General features: G+C 32.6%; 20 protein-coding genes. 14 read left to right on the forward strand and 6 right to left on the reverse strand.

Annotated elements, in window-relative coordinates; translation table 11 throughout:
• The coding region (locus KO504_RS01160) for an OmpA family protein (RefSeq protein WP_215924503.1) at window positions 1-455 on the forward strand (455 nt) is incomplete at its 5' end.
• Between the two features lie 146 nt (window positions 456-601).
• Entirely contained in the window at window positions 602-814 is a 213-nt protein-coding gene (locus KO504_RS17410) for a hypothetical protein (protein WP_354667372.1), read from the forward strand.
• A 224-nt stretch (window positions 815-1038) separates the two neighbouring features.
• Here KO504_RS17410 and KO504_RS01165 read toward each other — a convergent pair whose 3' ends face one another.
• The 5 genes from KO504_RS01165 to KO504_RS01185 form a co-directional block, all read right to left on the reverse strand.
• Window positions 1039-3456: a protein-disulfide reductase DsbD family protein gene (locus KO504_RS01165; RefSeq protein ID WP_215924504.1), complete on the reverse strand. Its 2418-nt coding sequence runs from the start codon at window positions 3454-3456 to the stop codon at window positions 1039-1041.
• Window positions 3457-3591: 135 nt separating this feature from the next.
• On the reverse strand, window positions 3592-4005 hold the full coding sequence (locus KO504_RS01170) for a rhodanese-like domain-containing protein (RefSeq protein WP_215924505.1): 414 nt from the start codon (window positions 4003-4005) through the stop codon (window positions 3592-3594).
• Window positions 4006-4022: 17 nt separating this feature from the next.
• Window positions 4023-4340 carry a rhodanese-like domain-containing protein gene (locus tag KO504_RS01175; RefSeq protein WP_215924506.1) on the reverse strand — a complete coding sequence of 106 codons (318 nt, stop codon included), beginning with the start codon at window positions 4338-4340 and terminating at the stop codon, window positions 4023-4025.
• A 130-nt stretch (window positions 4341-4470) separates the two neighbouring features.
• Window positions 4471-5076 (reverse strand): thioredoxin family protein, encoded by a 606-nt coding sequence (locus KO504_RS01180; protein ID WP_215924507.1) that lies wholly within the window; start codon window positions 5074-5076, stop codon window positions 4471-4473.
• A 7-nt stretch (window positions 5077-5083) separates the two neighbouring features.
• On the reverse strand, window positions 5084-5620 hold the full coding sequence (locus KO504_RS01185; RefSeq protein WP_215924508.1) for a TlpA family protein disulfide reductase: 537 nt from the start codon (window positions 5618-5620) through the stop codon (window positions 5084-5086).
• A 102-nt stretch (window positions 5621-5722) separates the two neighbouring features.
• Between KO504_RS01185 and KO504_RS01190 the strand changes: the two genes are divergently transcribed.
• The 12 genes from KO504_RS01190 to KO504_RS01245 all read left to right on the forward strand — a co-directional run bounded on the left by KO504_RS01190 (window position 5723) and on the right by KO504_RS01245 (window position 16751).
• Window positions 5723-6181, forward strand: a complete 459-nt coding sequence (locus KO504_RS01190) for a MarR family winged helix-turn-helix transcriptional regulator (RefSeq protein WP_215924509.1) — start codon at window positions 5723-5725, stop codon at window positions 6179-6181.
• 2 nt (window positions 6182-6183) lie between these two features.
• Window positions 6184-6753 (forward strand): YceI family protein, encoded by a 570-nt coding sequence (locus KO504_RS01195; protein ID WP_215924510.1) that lies wholly within the window; start codon window positions 6184-6186, stop codon window positions 6751-6753.
• A 327-nt stretch (window positions 6754-7080) separates the two neighbouring features.
• On the forward strand, window positions 7081-8481 hold the full coding sequence (locus tag KO504_RS01200; RefSeq protein WP_215924511.1) for an anthranilate synthase component I family protein: 1401 nt from the start codon (window positions 7081-7083) through the stop codon (window positions 8479-8481).
• 40 nt (window positions 8482-8521) lie between these two features.
• Window positions 8522-9094, forward strand: coding sequence for an anthranilate synthase component II (locus KO504_RS01205; protein ID WP_215924512.1), 573 nt, complete (start codon window positions 8522-8524; stop codon window positions 9092-9094).
• Window positions 9095-9378: 284 nt separating this feature from the next.
• Window positions 9379-10371 (forward strand): anthranilate phosphoribosyltransferase, encoded by a 993-nt coding sequence (gene trpD / locus KO504_RS01210; RefSeq protein ID WP_215924513.1) that lies wholly within the window; start codon window positions 9379-9381, stop codon window positions 10369-10371.
• Window positions 10368-11153, forward strand: a complete 786-nt coding sequence (trpC, locus tag KO504_RS01215; RefSeq protein WP_215924514.1) for an indole-3-glycerol phosphate synthase TrpC — start codon at window positions 10368-10370, stop codon at window positions 11151-11153. The genes trpD and trpC overlap by 4 nt, the downstream gene beginning before the upstream one ends.
• Window positions 11154-11513: 360 nt before the next feature.
• Window positions 11514-12134 (forward strand): phosphoribosylanthranilate isomerase, encoded by a 621-nt coding sequence (locus KO504_RS01220; protein WP_215924515.1) that lies wholly within the window; start codon window positions 11514-11516, stop codon window positions 12132-12134.
• A gap of 64 nt (window positions 12135-12198) precedes the next feature.
• On the forward strand, window positions 12199-13386 hold the full coding sequence (gene trpB / locus KO504_RS01225; RefSeq protein WP_215924516.1) for a tryptophan synthase subunit beta: 1188 nt from the start codon (window positions 12199-12201) through the stop codon (window positions 13384-13386).
• 105 nt (window positions 13387-13491) lie between these two features.
• A complete protein-coding gene (locus KO504_RS01230) occupies window positions 13492-14175 on the forward strand; it encodes a cell division ATP-binding protein FtsE (RefSeq protein ID WP_215924517.1) in 684 nt (227 codons plus the stop codon).
• A 56-nt stretch (window positions 14176-14231) separates the two neighbouring features.
• Window positions 14232-14912 carry a methyltransferase domain-containing protein gene (locus tag KO504_RS01235; protein WP_252723592.1) on the forward strand — a complete coding sequence of 227 codons (681 nt, stop codon included), beginning with the start codon at window positions 14232-14234 and terminating at the stop codon, window positions 14910-14912.
• Between the two features lie 22 nt (window positions 14913-14934).
• The gene (locus KO504_RS01240; protein ID WP_215924519.1) at window positions 14935-15831 is read left to right on the forward strand and encodes a glycosyltransferase family 2 protein; all 897 of its coding nucleotides are present in this window, start codon (window positions 14935-14937) and stop codon (window positions 15829-15831) included.
• Window positions 15831-16751 (forward strand): glycosyltransferase family 2 protein, encoded by a 921-nt coding sequence (locus KO504_RS01245; RefSeq protein ID WP_215924520.1) that lies wholly within the window; start codon window positions 15831-15833, stop codon window positions 16749-16751. Before KO504_RS01240 ends, KO504_RS01245 begins: the two co-directional genes overlap by 1 nt.
• Here the strand turns inward: KO504_RS01245 and KO504_RS01250 are convergent.
• Complete coding sequence (locus KO504_RS01250) at window positions 16748-17143, reverse strand: sugar 3,4-ketoisomerase (protein WP_215924521.1); 396 nt, start codon at window positions 17141-17143, stop codon at window positions 16748-16750. The genes KO504_RS01245 and KO504_RS01250 overlap by 4 nt on opposite strands.

Raw genomic sequence — 17143 nt, forward strand, 5'->3', positions numbered from 1 at the left:
ACAGTAAAAAAGTTCCTGTGAAAGGCACTAACGAAGAAGAAAATAACATCCAAATTTCTTTAGATCCTATTGAAAAATTAATTACACCTGTGAAAATTGATTTAGCACCTATTTTCTTTGAATTTGATAAGTCTAACATTACAGCTCAAGCTGCTTTTGAATTAGATAAATTAGTTCAGATTATGAAAAAATATCCTGAAATAGTTATTAGTGTAACATCACACACAGATGAAAGAGGTCCTGAAGCCTACAACACAGGTCTTTCTGATCGTAGAGCAAAAACAACAGTACAATACGTAATATCTAAAGGTATTAATGCCTCTCGTATTTCTGGTGTTGGTAAAGGTGAATCTGAACCTAAAATAGATTGTTCTGCGGGTTGTACTAAAGAACAACATGCTGAAAACAGACGCTCAGAGTTCCTTATTGTAAGTGGTGCTCCAATGACCGAATAAAAAAAACATTAACTGAAGCGCAGAAATTAAATCTTAAGTTTTTGCATCTAATTGAGGTTATATTAATAGCTATATCTCTGCGCTTCTTTATAAAAAAGAAAACTAATTACACCGTATTTAATTAAATATACCATAAACAGTTTATTGTGAAAAAGACGTTATCTTCTAATACTATTATTCACCAAAATTCATTAAAATTTGAATTAATAGAGTTCTGCAAAAAAAACCAACTATTAACTTATGGTAGCAAAATAGAATTGGAAAAAAGAATAACAGCTTTTTTAAATGGACAAATAGAAAAAGACAAAAGCATACCTTCTCTTAAATGCAAAAGAAGAATTATAAAAAAAGTTATCTAAAATGTAATTTGTATCAGTTTTCAATACAAAATAACTAAACCTAAAGAATTAACCTGCATTTTATAGTTCGCATTTATATTTCTACAACACTACACTAGCCTATTAAGCTTAATGTCAATTCTATAAAACAATAGAATAGCACACATTAGAAAAACAAAACACACTTACAAAATCATTGTAAAAAAAAGCTCAAAAAGAGAGCATTCTGTTTTTAGTTTCGTGCTTTAATCTTTAAAATTTGCAATACCTTCTTTTAACCAAGCATTATAATCATCAATATTTGGAGTATAAGCAACAGGCTCATTAAGATTTTCTTCATTATGATCCATTAAAACATAATACGGCTGTGTGTTGGTTTTATATTTAATGGTTTGCATTTCGCTCCATAGCTGACCTTTGTTTCTTAGTTTTTTTCCTGGTCTTAATTTTGAATCTGGTGCTTCGCCTTCAGGAAAATCTATTTGTTCATCTACGTATAGTGAAATAAGCACAATATCATTTTTAAGCTTAGATAACACTTGAGGATCTACCCAAACATTTTGTTCCATCTTTCGGCAATTAACGCAAGCCCAACCTGTAAAATCGAGCATTACTGGCTTTCCTACTTTTTTAGCATAAGCCAAACCGGTTTCGTAATCATTAAATGCTAAAATATCATGTGGTGCTAGCAAATGAGCACCCTCAGGAATATCAGTTGAACTTACAGAACCGCCACCTTTAGAATTCCCTACTCCATATGGAGATTCAGAATAATCCAACGGAGGAGGAAAAGCACTTATAATTTTTAAAGGTGCTCCCCAAAGTCCTGGAATCATGTAAATGGTAAACGTTAGCGTTAGTAAACCAAATAATAAGCGTCCTACTGAGATATGCTTTAATGGTGAATCGTGTGGTAATTGTATTTTCCCAAAAAGATACAACGACAGTGTTCCAAAAATAGCAATCCATATCGCTATGAATACTTCACGTTCTAAAACATGTAATTGCAGTACTAAATCGGCTTGCGATAAGAATTTAAAAGCCAACGCCAATTCTAAAAAGCCTAAAACAACTTTTACTGTATTTAACCAACCACCAGACTTTGGTAATGAATTTAACCAACCTGGAAAAGCAGCAAATAATGCAAAAGGTAATGCGATTGCAGATGAAAAGCCTAACATTCCTATTACGGGTGCGATACCTCCTTTTGAAGCCGCTTCCACCAAAATAGTTCCAACTATTGGCCCTGTACAAGAAAACGACACAATGGCTAAGGCTAAAGCCATAAAAAAGATGCCAACAAGTCCACCTCTATCAGCTTGCCGATCAGCTTTATTTGCCCATGAATTTGGTAATACAATTTCAAAAGCACCTAAAAATGAAATGGCAAAAACCACTAATAATATAAAGAAAATAAGGTTAAACCAAACATTTGTGGCTAAGGCATTTAAAGCATCGGCACCAAAAATTGCTGTTATGATTGTACCTAACAAGACATAAATTACAATAATTGATAGTCCATAAATAATAGCATTACGGATGCCTTTGGCTTTAGATTGACTCTGTTTTATAAAGAAACTTACTGTCATTGGTATCATTGGAAACACGCATGGTGTTAATAATGCGACAAAGCCTGAAAAGAAAGCAATAATAAAAATAGACCATAAACCTTTACTTGACTCCTCGCCTTCTGTCTCAGAAGCTAATATATCTGTTGTTGCTGCAACAGTTTGAGTTAAATCGTATTCTAAATCTACATAGGTTGGCGCTGTACACTGGGTATCATCACAAGACATAAAACCAACCTCTGATACGACTTTAGAAATTGTAGCATCTGAAATTTTAATTTTCTGCCTGAATTGCGCCTTATTTTTAAAGTATTTAATCTTCATATCAAAGACCTTGTCTATACTTTCTTTCCCTTTTTCTTCGTTGGTAGACCCCACTAAAGTAACACCTTCTTTTAAGGTATAGTCAAAACTTGTTGGAATTGGCCCACCATCAGCAACATTTTGTGAATACAATTTCCATCCTTCATCTATTGTTGCTGTAGAAACCAAAATCAATTCGGAATCATTTATTTTTTCAACAGAAGTACTCCATTTTACGGGCTCTAAGATTCCTTCTAAACTACCCATTGCGTTTGTAGTAGCATCAGTTAAATCCAGAGACATTTCTGCAGAGTTAGCTTCTACAACCTCAGCGTTCTTTAAATTATACTGAAGGTCTATATAGCTTGGCGGTAAACATTTTTCATCGTCGCAGACCATAAACTCAACCTCCCCTTCTACTAAGGACAATTCCTTATTTAAAACTTTAATACGTTGTCTAAATTCTGCTTTACTATCGAAAAATTTAATTTTCATCTGAAAAATAGGATCATCTACTGTCTGACCTTCATCTTCAGAGGTTTTACCAACTAATTCAAAATTTTCATTTTCTGTATATGAAAAGTCTGTAGGAATAGGCCCATTGTCGGGTACACTTTGTGAATACAAATGCCACCCAGAATCAATAGTTGCTATAGAAATAAGGTTATATTCTGTATCGGAAATTTTTTCAACTTTGGTTTCCCATTTTACGGGATCAAAAACTTGAGAGAATAAATTAAATGAAAAACAAAATACAAAAAGGCTAAGTAGTAGTACTTTTTTAATCGTCATAAATAAAGCATTAAAACACAAAAATAATTGAAGTGTTTTTATTAATAATTAACAATCTACTAATTTATAAAAACCTTAGGAATTTCGTTTGTTTTTACAATAAAAAAACCGAACTAGATGTTCGGTTTGTTTGTTTTAAGATTTAACTTCAATCTTTATTTTATCGGAATGCTTCCATTTGGAAATTCCTCCTTCTAAATCGTATATTTTTTCAAAACCAGCATCTTTCATTTTTTTAGCACATTTAGCACTTCTCCCTCCTGACTTACAATACAATATTACGGGTTTCTTTTTATCTAATTTATTAATGTCTTCATCAAAAGTTGGAGACATAAAATCTATATTTTGAGAATTGGCAATATGAATTTGTTCGTGTTCTTTTGGAGTTCGCACATCGACTAATTGAACATCTTCCAATTCTAGAATAGATTCCATTTCTTCAGCCGTTACTAACTTTACTTCAGTAGTATTATCGAGTTTTTTATCTAAACAGCTTACATTAAAAACCATTGCTGTAAAAAGACAACAGATCACAAATACTTTTTTCATAATTACTTGAATTAAAATTAGTCTTTAAAGGCAACATCTCCTTGCCATTCGCTAAATCCTCCAATTAAATTATAAGCGTTATTAAAACCTAATTGATTCATTATTGCACAAGCCTGACCACTTCTACCACCAGATCGACAATACACATAATAGTTTTTAGTTTTATCTAACTCTTCAAGCTCATAAATAAAACCTTGACCTTTATAAATATCTATATGAATAGCATCAGTAATTATACCCATATCAACTTCTTCTTGTGTTCTAACATCTAAAACAACTGAATTATTGTCTTCTTCAAGTTGTTTTTTCCAATCTTCTTGGGATAAATCTGCCATAGTCTTCTTAATTATTAGTGCAAAATTAACATTTCATTGTGATATAGACGTAAAAAAACCCGAAGTGTTACATAACGGGTTCATTTTTTAACATATCTAATCTAAAAAGCACAAGCTCATGTCTATTTAATTACACTTTAATAGTACAACCTATTGCTTTTGTTTCCTTTACTTTAACGACTTCTCCTTTTAATAAAGCATCAACCGCATTTTCTACATATTTTACTTTTACAGCTTTCGCATCTTGGTAATTATCGTCTATCGCCCCAATATATTTTACTTCGTTACCTGCTATTGTTTTTTCTAAAATGTAAATATGTGGTGTCTTTGTTGCACCGTATTGTGGATAAATTTTCTGACCTTTATCTGTTAAATAAGGAAACGTAAAGCCTTTAGATTTTGCTCTTTCTTGCATTGCTTTCATGTTGTCGCCAGGCATAACATCTGTATTGTTTGGCATAATAGCGATAACAGGAAAACCTTTAGAAGCATATTTTTTATTTAAAGCCTCTATTCTATCTTCATAAGCTACAGCATAAGGACATGTGTTACAAGTAAAAGTCACAATAAAGCCTTTTGCATCTTTATAATCTGAAAGTGAAACCATATTGCCATCAATATTCTCTAGATTAAAATCTGTAGCCATATCTCCAACATTATACCCCTGACCATTTAGTTTTGTTGTAATAGCAGATAGTGTAACTAACATTACCGTTAGTAATTTTAATATCTTCATCTGTTTATTATTTTAAAAATTGTTTGAGTTCGGTTTCTAATTCTTGTTGCGTGAATGATTTTTCGTAAAACTGTCGTTTGTCATTACTGTAAATAATTGTCGCTGGTATTGCACCAGACCATTCTTCTGCTATTGCTGGGATCCATCGGTTTTGATCAACATCATCTAAAGCAACAACCTTAGCTTTTAAATTATTCTTTTCTATAAATGGCTGTAAGGCAGTGTCATATTTATTTGGAAAATCTAAACTCACCAATAATAGCTCTACACCTTTGTCTTTATACTTTTCATTGACAGCCTCAAAATAAGGCAATTCTTTAATACAAGGTGCACACCAAGTTGCCCAAAAATTTACAATATGAACTTTACCATCCGTTTTATTAAGTAAAGGTGCTAAACCATCATAATCATAAACCTCAAATTGACGATCTGCCTCTAATTGTGCTACATTAGGTACGATCTCAGGTTTTATAATCTCATTTGTAGTAGATGTATCCTTACACGACATCAAGATTAATAAAACTAAAACTGCTACATTTTTCATCTTATAAATTTATTAATCAAAGTCTATAACTTTATAAATTTAACAAAATATTAATTTCATATATCAATAAAAACTATACATTTGTATATACAATTGTTGTATATGAAAGAATTGAATGACATATTAAAAACAAAAGCTGACTTACCGATATCAAGAGCGACAGTAATTAACATTTTTCATACCACCACTTGGATAAAAGATGATTTGTTATTGGAGCTAAAACCTTTCGATTTATCCTTAGAACAATTCAATGTGCTTAGGATTTTAAGAGGTCAAAATGGAAATGCCATAAACTTACAAGACATACAAGAACGTATGGTAAATAAAATGAGTAATACCACGAGACTGGTTGATAAGCTGATAAAGAAAAAATTTGTAAAACGTACGATTTGCAAATCCAATAGAAGAAAAGTTGAAATCGTTATTACAGATTTAGGTTTAGAAACGCTAAAAACAGTAGACCCAATTATAGATCACACAGAAAAAAACATTACAAAAAACTTAACTCAAGACGAGTTAACACAATTGAACACCCTTTTAATAAAACTTAAAAACAAATAATTATGAAAAACAGAAATTCAAACATTGCCATGCTATTAGTTTTAGCATTATCATTTATGTCTTTTACGACATTAAAAGACAAAACCGTAAAAGTTGAAGAGAGCTCAGTAATATGGAAAGGCTATAAAGTAGGTGGAGAACATACTGGAACGATTAATCTAAAAAGCGGTACTTTATCATTTGATGGCAAAACGTTAACTGGTGGAAATTTCACCATAGATATGACCTCTATTAATACCACAGATTTACAAGGAGAATACAAAGGAAAATTAGATGGCCATTTAAAATCTGATGATTTCTTTGGTGTAGAAGAGTTTCCTACAGCAACTTTAGAAATTACATCTGTGACAGGTCAAAATGGTACTTTTAATGTATATGCAGATGTTACTATTAAAGGAAAAACGGAAGCGATCTCTTTTCCAATGTTAATTAAAGGCAACACAGCAACCGCAAGTTTAAAAATTGATAGAACAAAACATAACATCACTTACAAATCGCCTTCTCTTTTAGAAACCTTAAAAGATAAAGCTATTTATGATGACTTTGATTTAAATGTAACCCTTAAGTTTTAATCCCCCAATAACTAAATTTAGTCACATTTAAATTTTGATTCCTGTTTTAGTAAAAAAAACTAATACAGGAATCTTTTTTTCTTAAAGTGTTTGAAATCCGAAATTTGATTTCTATCTTTGATGTTCAGATGAAAATAAATACAAATCATACTTGGTGGTGGAATTTCTCAAACTTACGTTCGTGAAATAATCCTTGGTATGTAATACATATATAAAAAAAGGCTTGTCATTCACGACAAGCCTTTTTTTTATTTAACAAGGCTTCAGAAGCTATTAAATTGAAACCTGTCTCTGCCTAAAGAGATATCAAATTGAATTTGACATAAAATGAAAACATTTAGTTTAAACACACATTATAAAAAAATCTTAGCAGACACCATTACTCCTGTGAGTATTTATCTAAAAATTAGAGATAAATTCCCCAACAGTATTCTGTTAGAAAGTAGTGACTACCATGCTAACGACAACAATTTTTCTTATATATGTTGCAATCCTATTGCTTCTATAAAAGTTGAAGGCAATACCATTTACCAAACCTATCCCGACGGTAGTTCTAAAAATAGCCTTATTGAAAGCGACGGTGTTGTTGAGGAAATTCACAAATTCACACAACGTTTTAAAGTGGATTCAAATAAAGCATTCAAATTTATTAATAATGGAATTTTTGGATACACTGCATATGATGCTATTAAATATTTTGAAGACATTGAGATTTCAAAAAAAGACCATTCAGTGTCTATTCCTGAAATATACTATGCTGTATATCAAAACATCATCGCGATAGATCATCAAAAAAATGAAGCGTATATTTTTGCTCATTGTTTTCATAGCGAAAATAATATTGACGACATTTTACAATTGATCCAAACCAGACAATACGCTTCTTACGATTTTAAAACTAAAGGCAGTATTGAGTCAAATCTTACAGACGACGAATATAAAGCACACGTAGAACTGGCAAAAAAACATTGTGGTCGCGGAGATGTCTTTCAATTGGTACTGTCCAAACAATTCTCGCAACAATTTAGTGGTGATGAATTTAATGTTTACAGAGCCTTAAGAAGTATTAACCCTTCCCCTTACCTATTCTATTTTGATTATGGGAATTTTAAAATATTTGGCAGCTCACCAGAAGCACAATTAGTAGTTAGTGATGGTAAAGCCGAAATTCACCCTATTGCTGGTACTTTTAAACGAAGTGGAAATGACCTTAAAGACGCGCAATTAGCTGAAGAATTAATAAAAGATGATAAAGAAAACAGCGAGCATGTCATGTTAGTTGACTTAGCCAGAAACGACCTAAGTAGAAACGGAAGCAATGTTACTGTCGAAAATTATAGAGAAGTACAATTCTTCTCTCACGTGATACATTTAGTAAGTAAAGTTACAGGTACAATTCACAAAAATACCGACACCATGCAAGTGGTTGCAGACACATTTCCAGCCGGAACCTTAAGTGGAGCACCAAAACACAAAGCCATGCAGTTGATTGAAAAGTACGAAAAAACAAGCAGAGGTTATTATGGTGGAGCTATCGGTTTTATGGATTTTAACGGTAATTTTAATCATGCCATTATGATTAGAACATTTTTAAGTCAGAATCATAAATTATTTTGGCAAGCAGGCGCAGGATTGGTTGCCAAATCTAATCCCGAAAGTGAATTGCAAGAAGTTTATAATAAGCTTGGTGCTTTAACAAAAGCGATTGAACAGGCTGAAGAGATTTAAAATATAATTAAAAAGATACCTGCTTTCGCAGGCATTTAAGATGAAAAAAATATTAGTCATAGACAATTACGACAGTTTCACATACAATCTAGTTCATTATTTAGAGGACTTAGATTGTGAAGTCACCGTAAAACGAAACAATAAACTAACGCTAGAAGAAGTCGATGCTTTTGAAAAAGTTGTGTTGTCTCCAGGACCTGGTATTCCAGATGAAGCCGGTTTATTAAAACAGATTATAGAAACTTATGCACCAACCAAAAGTATCTTAGGGGTTTGTTTAGGGCAACAAGCTATTGGAGAAGTTTTTGGAGGTTCATTAGAAAATTTAGATAATGTGTATCATGGTGTAGCCACTAGCATTACACTTTCAGTGGATGATGAATCCCTTTTTAAAGGCTTAGGCAAAACTTTTGAAGTGGGCAGATATCATTCATGGGTCGTTAATGCCAATTTACCAGATTGCTTAGAAGCCACGTCTTTTGATAATAACGGTCAAATAATGTCATTAAGACATAAAGTTTACGATGTAAAAGGTGTGCAATATCATCCGGAATCGGTGTTGACACCAGATGGAAAGCGGATTTTAGAAAATTGGGTAAACAGTGAGAAGTGAGAAGTGAGAAAAAATTAAAATATAATTTGGGAAGAATACAATATTTAGTAAAAATTAATGCCCCAAATTTCGACATAGTCGGAAACATCAAAAATCAGAAATAATGAACGAAAGAACGAAGATGCGAGGCGTAGCCTCAAGCACGAAGTTCTGAAAGTGAATGATGCTTTAGCAATTTCCTATTTTTGATTGTGATTTTTTGGTTCGTTTTGTATCAAGACAAAATGAACAGAACTAAAAAAGATATTTAATTAAAAAGATATTCCGTTTTACGGAACATTGATATGAAACAATTACTAAACAGACTCATCAACCAAGAAAGTATCTCTAGTGAAGAAGCAAAAAACGTCTTGGTCAACATATCCGAAGGGAAATATAACCAAAGTCAAATTGCATCATTCTTAACCGTTTATATGATGCGAAGTATCACTACGGAAGAACTTCGCGGTTTTAGAGATGCATTATTAGAGTTATGTATTCCTGTAGATTTAGACAATTACGAGACTATCGATTTGTGTGGAACTGGAGGTGACGGAAAAGATACTTTTAATATTTCAACCTTATCATCATTTGTGACAGCAGGTGCTGGAGTTCATGTTACTAAACATGGAAATTATGGTGTGTCTTCGGCTTGTGGCTCTTCAAATGTTATGGAACATTTAGGCATAAAATTCACAAATGATACCGACTTTTTAAAACGTAGTATAGATGAAGCCGGAATATGTGTTTTACATGCACCTTTGTTTCATCCTGCTATGAAAAATGTAGCACCAATCCGAAAAGAATTGGGTGTAAAAACCTTTTTCAATATGTTAGGCCCCATGGTAAATCCTGCATTTCCTAAAAATCAAATGGTCGGTGTTTTCAATCTTGAGTTATTAAGATTGTACAGTTACTTATATCAAGAATCGGATAAAAATTATGCCATTGTGCATGCTTTAGATGGCTATGATGAAATCTCATTAACAGGAAAAACGAAAGTGATTTCTAATACTTCAGAAACCTTATTTGAACCGCATGACTTAGGAGTCAAACAAATCCAACAGTCTGAAATTTTTGGAGGAAACAGCGTAAAAATGGCTGCCGAAATTTTTAAAAGTGTTATCAATTATAAAGGTACAGAAGCACAGCACAATGTGGTGTGTGCTAACGCCGGACTAGCCATTGCTACGTCCAAACAAATTTCACATAAGGAAGGATTTGAATTGGCCAAAGAATCACTTGTAAGCGGAAAAGCAAAACAGAGTTTAGATAAACTAATTGAATTAAGCAAATGAACATCTTAGATAAAATAGTAATAGACAAACGCAAGGAAGTTAACCTTAAAAAAGGACTAATTCCTATTCAAGCTTATGAACAACTACCTTATTTCGGAATGAAAACAAGGTCATTGTCAAAAATATTACGATCGAGTAACACAGGAATAATTGCCGAATTTAAACGCAAGTCTCCTTCTAAATCTATTATAAATGATACTGCTCTGGTTGAAGATGTTGCCATTGGTTACGAAAACGCAGGAGTATGTGGCATGTCTATTTTAACGGACGAGATTTATTTTGGTGGTTCCATGGACGATTTAATGATTGCCCGAGAACATTGCGAATTGCCTTTGCTTCGAAAAGAATTTATAATTGATGAATATCAGATTATTGAAGCCAAAGCCATTGGTGCAGATGCTATTTTACTAATTGCAGCCATATTAACCAAAGCTGAGATTAAGCAGTTTTCTGAATTAGCAAAAAGCCTCAATCTCGATGTGTTATTAGAAGTCCATAACGAAGACGAATTACACAAATCCATTATGCCATCTTTAGATATGCTAGGTGTAAACAATAGAAATCTAAAAACATTTGAAGTCAGTTTAGACATCTCAAAACAATTAAGTGCATTGATCCCAAATGATTTTGTAAAAGTGTCAGAATCAGGTATTAGTTCAGTGGACACCATCAAAGAATTACAGCCTTATGGATACAAAGGTTTTTTAATAGGTGAAAACTTTATGAAAACAGATAATCCTGGAGCAAGTGCTGGTCAGTTTATAAAACAGCTAAGTAAATAAGTTGTCATTCCGCACGTGATGCGGAATCCACTATGAACTATAAGACTAATAGATTCCTGCCTTCGCAGGAATGACAGAAATTAACGTTAAGTGACCTGCAAGGTTTATAAAAGCTAGCAGGTCTAAAATTGAAAAGAAACAAATTAATTTTAACGTCACTTCGAGTGATATTTGAAGTACGAAAAAATTATATCGAAAAGAAATAAATAGATTCCTGCCTTCGTAGGAATGACAAGAATTAAACAAATAACGTTAAGTGACCTTCAAGGTTTCAAAAACCTTGTAGATCTTAACACATAACATACATAATAATTTAAAAAAGTCGAATGCGTGATGAGATTCCCGCTTTCGCTGGAATATATGAAACTAAAAGTCTGTGGCATGAAATATAATGACAATATCCAAGCTGTTGCTAACCTGCAACCAGACTATTTGGGCTTTATATTTTATGACAAATCAGCTAGACATTTTGATACTACGATTCCTGAATTGCCAAAAACCATTAAAAAGGTTGGTGTCTTTGTGGATGAAAAACTAGAAATTGTGAAAGACACTATTAAAAAATTCGACTTACAAGCCGTGCAATTACATGGACACGAATTACCAGAATATTGTGCAGCAATAAACACTGCTCAAGTTATAAAGGTGTTCAGCATTAAAGATGAATTCAACTTTGATGTGCTGCAACCTTTCGAAGATGTCTGTAATTATTTCTTATTCGATACCAAAGGAAAATTACCAGGCGGAAACGGTTACACCTTCAACTGGAATGTATTAGAACAGTATCCATCAACCAAACCTTATTTTTTAAGTGGTGGAATTGGATTACATGAAATTGAAAAAATAAACAGCTTTAAAGAAAGTCTAGCTTCAAAGTACTGTTATGCTATTGATGTGAATAGTAAATTTGAAATTGAACCTGGATTGAAAAATATTGAAGAGTTAGAAAAGTTTATAACTCATCTGTCATTCTGCACGTGATGCGGAATCCACAATGAAAATTAAAAATAATAGATTCCTGCCTTCGTAGGAATGACAAAGGCTTATGAAAAACACATACAAGATTAACGAAAAAGGGTATTACGGTGAATTCGGTGGAGCATACATTCCCGAAATGCTTTATCCAAATGTAGAAGAATTGCGTCAAAACTATTTAAAGATTATGGCTGAACCTTCGTTTCAAGAAGAGTTCAATCAACTTTTAAAAGATTATGTTGGTCGTCCTTCTCCTCTCTATTTTGCGAAACGTCTTTCAGAAAAATACAATACCAAAGTCTATTTAAAACGTGAAGATTTAAATCATACTGGAGCCCACAAAATCAACAATACCATTGGTCAAATTCTAATGGCAAAACGTTTAGGTAAAAACAGAATTATTGCCGAAACCGGAGCTGGTCAACATGGAGTTGCAACCGCAACCGTTTGTGCTTTAACAGGTATCGACTGTGTGGTTTATATGGGAGAAATTGATATTGCACGTCAAGCCCCAAACGTCGCCCGAATGAAAATGTTAGGCGCCAAAGTGGTTCCTGCGTTATCTGGTAGCCGAACGTTGAAAGATGCTACTAATGAAGCTATTCGCGATTGGATTAATAATCCGGTTGACACGCATTACATCATTGGTTCTGCTATTGGACCACATCCATATCCTGACATGGTGACCCAATTTCAATCTATAATTTCCGAGGAAATAAAGTGGCAATTAAAGGAAAAAGAAGGTCGAGAAAATCCGGATTACGTCGTCGCTTGTATTGGTGGAGGAAGTAATGCCGCAGGAACCTATCATCATTTTTTAGACCATGAAGATGTTGGTATTATTGCTGTAGAAGCTGCTGGAAAAGGCATTCACTCAGGTGAAAGTGCCGCAACTTCTGTTTTAGGGAAAGAAGGTATTATACACGGTTGCAAAACCTTATTAATGCAAACCAAAGACGGACAAATTACAGAGCCCTATTCTATTTCTGCAGGGTTAGATTATCCTGGTGTTGGGCCGTTACATTCACATTTGTATAAAACAGGTCGTGGTGAATTTTATTCAGCAACCGACGATGAAGCTATGGATTCTGGTTTAGAATTAACAAAATTGGAAGGTATTATTCCGGCTATTGAAAGTTCGCATGCTTTGGCTATTTTTAAACATAAAACCTTTAAACCTAGCGACGTTGTTGTGATTAATTTATCTGGTCGTGGTGATAAAGATTTACAGAATTATATCGATTATTTTAAGTTGTAATAAAAATTTAATGTGATACTTTGATAGAAGAATTTGGCTTTTTCAATTTGTCATTTGAAATTTTAAGCAATACATTTACAGTTACCAATTATTTATACTTAAAATATGTCCGAAACGGTTTTAGAACTTAGAGATGCTACGATTTATCAAGGTGACAGTATGGTGCTGTCTAAGGTGAATTTTGAAATGCAAAAAGGCGATTTCGTCTATCTTATTGGGAAAACAGGAAGTGGAAAAAGTAGTTTCATGAAAACGCTTTATGGTGATTTACAACTAACAGAAGGTGAAGGCTCTGTGGTTGATTTCAATTTAAAAACCATGAAAGAAAAAGATATTCCGTTTTTAAGACGAAAATTAGGTGTTGTATTCCAAGATTTTAAATTACTGCCAGATCGTACGATTAATGGCAATTTAGAATTTGTATTAAAAGCAACAGGTTGGAAAGAAAAAGACCGTATTAAAGATCGTATTGATGTTGTTTTAGATAAGGTAGCCATGAAGACTAAAGGCTTTAAATACCCTCATGAACTTTCTGGTGGGGAACAACAACGAATTGCTATTGCACGTGCTTTGTTAAATGACCCTGAATTGATTTTAGCAGATGAGCCTACCGGAAATTTAGATCCTCAAACCAGTATTGAAGTCATGGAAGTATTGCAAGACATTAATAAAAACGGTAACACCATTTTAATGGCCACACACGATTATGCTTTACTTTTAAAATACCCAAGCAAAACCTTAAAATGTGATGAAAACAAGGTTTTTGAGGTGGTGCAACGTAAGAGTTAAATACAATGTATAGAAGCTTAAAAAAAGTTGCAAAACAGATTCTTCCAAAACAACTTTTGGAAAAAAATGAATTCTTTTTAAGAAGACTCATAAGTGTAAAATACAAAGGAAATAACCTTCAATGTAATATCTGTAATTTCAACTTAGATCGTTTTATTGAGTTAGATGATAAGGATTTATTATGTCCTAGGTGTGGTAGTAGAAGTCGTACAAGACGATTATATAAGCTATTAAATGAGAAGAAAATATTAAACGGAACTGTTTTACATTTTTCACCTCCACGCGCACTTTCTGAGCAACTCAAAAAACTAGACACTATTAATTATTACAGTTCTGATTTTGAAAATGAATTTATTGCAGATTATAATTACGATATTACAGCAATAGCATGTGAATCTGATTTTTTTGATGCGATTATATGCTATCATGTTTTAGAACATATTGAAGATGATACCAAAGCCATGTCTGAACTGTTTCGTGTATTAAAACCCAATGGTATATGCCTTATACAAACCCCTTTTAAAGAAGGTGACATTTATGAAGACTATAGTATAACTACTAAATCTGCTCGTAAAATTGCTTTTGGACAAGACGATCATGTTAGGGTGTATTCTGTTGAAGGTTTGAGGAACAGATTAGAAGCTAAGGGTTTTAAAGTTGACATAGCGTCTTTTGATTCTAATACAAAAGATATTTTCGGGCTACAACCCGAAACAGTAATGCTAGTTAAAAAATAAATTTAAACACTTTTTATAATTTATGATTTCTGTATTAATTCCTGTTTATAATTATAATATTTCCGAGCTGGTTTCCGAAATACATAAGCAGTTATCTCATACAGATTATCCTTTTGAAATCTTATGTTTTGATGACTGTTCTAATAATGGGGATTTACAAGAAATCAACAAAACCATAAATACCTTTTCGTATTCCAAATATGTCATTCTTCCAGAAAACATAGGACGAAGTGCCATAAGAAACCAACTTGCTAAACAAGCAAAATACGATTGGTGTCTTTTTCTCGATGCTGATGTTATGCCAAAACACAATAACTTTATTGAGCGATATCTCGAAGCTATTTCAGAAAAAACTGAAATAATTTATGGCGGTATATTATATCAAGAAAACCGTGTTAATGATAGCTCCTTATTACGGTGGATTTATGGAAATGAAAGAGAAGCATTACCTACAGAACAACGCCAAAAGCACAAATATGTAAGCTTTTTAACTTTGAGCTTTTTAATTCATAAAAGTGTGTTTCAAAAAGTAAGTTTCAATGAAGACATTCCGAATTTAAGACATGAAGACACCTTGTTTTCTTACAACTTAAAAGAACAGAATATTGAGATTGAACATATTGAAAACCCCGTTTATCACCTCGGCATTGAAAACAGTGAAACATTTCTACAAAAATCTCTAGATTCCGTAGAGGCGATCAATTTATTTGTAAAACAAGATTTATTACCTTCAGATTATACTAAAATTACAAAGGTGTATGCCTCAATTAAAAACAACCGAATTTCGAAATTACTTTCAGCTATCTATGTAAAACACGAAAACACTTTCAGAAAAAATTTATTAGGAAAAAAACCGTCACTCAAGTTTTTTGATTTGTACCGACTTACGTATTATTGTTATATAAATTCGAAAAAATAATGGCTTTTTTTTCTATAATCATATCAGTCTATAACAAAGAAGACTACATAAAAAAAACGCTAGAAAGTGTTATAAATCAATCATTTATTGATTTTGAAATTATTGTTGTTAATGATGGCTCAACGGATAATAGTGTAGCAGCAGTTGAATCATTAAATGATAAACGTATCCAACTAATAACCACTAAAAACCAAGGTGCATCTCATGCAAGAAACGTTGGAATAAAAGCTGCTTCTGCATCATACATTGCACTTTTAGATGGCGATGATTCTTGGGAAAGCGAATACTTACAACACATGGTTGATGCGATTATTAAGTTTCCTGATTTAAAAATATTTTCAGCAGGAGTATCTCAAAAGTATCAGAATAAAATTGTACCAGTCACGTATAGCTTCAACCAAAAGGAACTCTATGGTATTCATAATTATTATGAGTCTAGCCGGAAATTTTCGATAATTCACAGCTCAAGTGTTGTTTTTAATAAATCAATTATAGAAAAAACGGGGTATTTTGATACGTCTATTGTATCTGGGCAAGATACTGATATGTGGATTCGGTTTGGTTTGTATTTTGACATTCTTTTTATAAACAAGCAATTGGCTCATTATAATTTTTATCCTTCAAGTTTGTCTAACACTACATTTGATCTCAGTAAAAAACCAAAGTTTGATAAATATCAAATTGAAGAAAAAGAAAACAAAGCCTTAAGCATTTTTTTGGATTTAAACCGTTATTCAATGGCTATACTTAGTAAGTTACAAAATGACAAAAACCACTTTTTATTTTACACTTCGCAACTAGACAAAAGCAATTTGAGTTTAAAACAAAATTTCTTATTACGTAGTCCTAAATGGTTGCTAAAATTATTGCTTCAAATAAAATCTTTGAAAGGAGAAAAGGTATTTTATTCTAGTAATTAACCTTTAAAAACCTCATAATCCCTTATATATTCGGCTTCATCATATTCCGTAGATGCCAAAACAAAACAAACCGCTCCGGAAGAGAAATTATCTATTTCTCTCCAAATACCCGTTGGTATATACAAGCCTTTATTAGGTTTGTTCAACATTATTCGTTTTTTAGAATTACCATCATCTACAACAACCTCAAAACTGCCACTTAATGCAATAATAACGGATTCTTGTTCTTTATGAGCATGTCCTCCTCTACTGCTTTCTGTAGGCACATCATACAGATAATAAACACGTTTAATACTAAAGGGAATGGTCTCTTTTTCTATAACCGCTAAAAAGCCACGTTCGTCATGAACTTTAGGGATATCAATTATGTTAACATTGTTTATAGTATTCAT

This window comes from Winogradskyella psychrotolerans (genome assembly GCF_018860565.1).
Taxonomy (GTDB): Bacteria; Bacteroidota; Bacteroidia; order Flavobacteriales; family Flavobacteriaceae; genus Winogradskyella; species Winogradskyella damuponensis.

What these genes read in the sequence shown, in the direction of transcription:
- KO504_RS01165 (WP_215924504.1), bottom strand. Translation starts at nt 3,456, where the DNA reads ATGACGATTAAAAAAGTACTACTACTTAGCCTTTTTGTATTTTGTTTT.
- KO504_RS01170 (WP_215924505.1), bottom strand. Translation starts at nt 4,005, where the DNA reads ATGAAAAAAGTATTTGTGATCTGTTGTCTTTTTACAGCAATGGTTTTT.
- KO504_RS01175 (WP_215924506.1), bottom strand. Translation starts at nt 4,340, where the DNA reads ATGGCAGATTTATCCCAAGAAGATTGGAAAAAACAACTTGAAGAAGAC.
- KO504_RS01180 (WP_215924507.1), bottom strand. Translation starts at nt 5,076, where the DNA reads ATGAAGATATTAAAATTACTAACGGTAATGTTAGTTACACTATCTGCT.
- KO504_RS01185 (WP_215924508.1), bottom strand. Translation starts at nt 5,620, where the DNA reads ATGAAAAATGTAGCAGTTTTAGTTTTATTAATCTTGATGTCGTGTAAG.
- KO504_RS01190 (WP_215924509.1), top strand. Translation starts at nt 5,723, where the DNA reads ATGAAAGAATTGAATGACATATTAAAAACAAAAGCTGACTTACCGATA.
- KO504_RS01195 (WP_215924510.1), top strand. Translation starts at nt 6,184, where the DNA reads ATGAAAAACAGAAATTCAAACATTGCCATGCTATTAGTTTTAGCATTA.
- KO504_RS01200 (WP_215924511.1), top strand. Translation starts at nt 7,081, where the DNA reads ATGAAAACATTTAGTTTAAACACACATTATAAAAAAATCTTAGCAGAC.
- KO504_RS01205 (WP_215924512.1), top strand. Translation starts at nt 8,522, where the DNA reads ATGAAAAAAATATTAGTCATAGACAATTACGACAGTTTCACATACAAT.
- trpD (WP_215924513.1), top strand. Translation starts at nt 9,379, where the DNA reads ATGAAACAATTACTAAACAGACTCATCAACCAAGAAAGTATCTCTAGT.
- trpC (WP_215924514.1), top strand. Translation starts at nt 10,368, where the DNA reads ATGAACATCTTAGATAAAATAGTAATAGACAAACGCAAGGAAGTTAAC.
- KO504_RS01220 (WP_215924515.1), top strand. Translation starts at nt 11,514, where the DNA reads ATGAAACTAAAAGTCTGTGGCATGAAATATAATGACAATATCCAAGCT.
- trpB (WP_215924516.1), top strand. Translation starts at nt 12,199, where the DNA reads ATGAAAAACACATACAAGATTAACGAAAAAGGGTATTACGGTGAATTC.
- KO504_RS01230 (WP_215924517.1), top strand. Translation starts at nt 13,492, where the DNA reads ATGTCCGAAACGGTTTTAGAACTTAGAGATGCTACGATTTATCAAGGT.
- KO504_RS01240 (WP_215924519.1), top strand. Translation starts at nt 14,935, where the DNA reads ATGATTTCTGTATTAATTCCTGTTTATAATTATAATATTTCCGAGCTG.
- KO504_RS01245 (WP_215924520.1), top strand. Translation starts at nt 15,831, where the DNA reads ATGGCTTTTTTTTCTATAATCATATCAGTCTATAACAAAGAAGACTAC.
- KO504_RS01250 (WP_215924521.1), bottom strand. Translation starts at nt 17,143, where the DNA reads ATGAATACTATAAACAATGTTAACATAATTGATATCCCTAAAGTTCAT.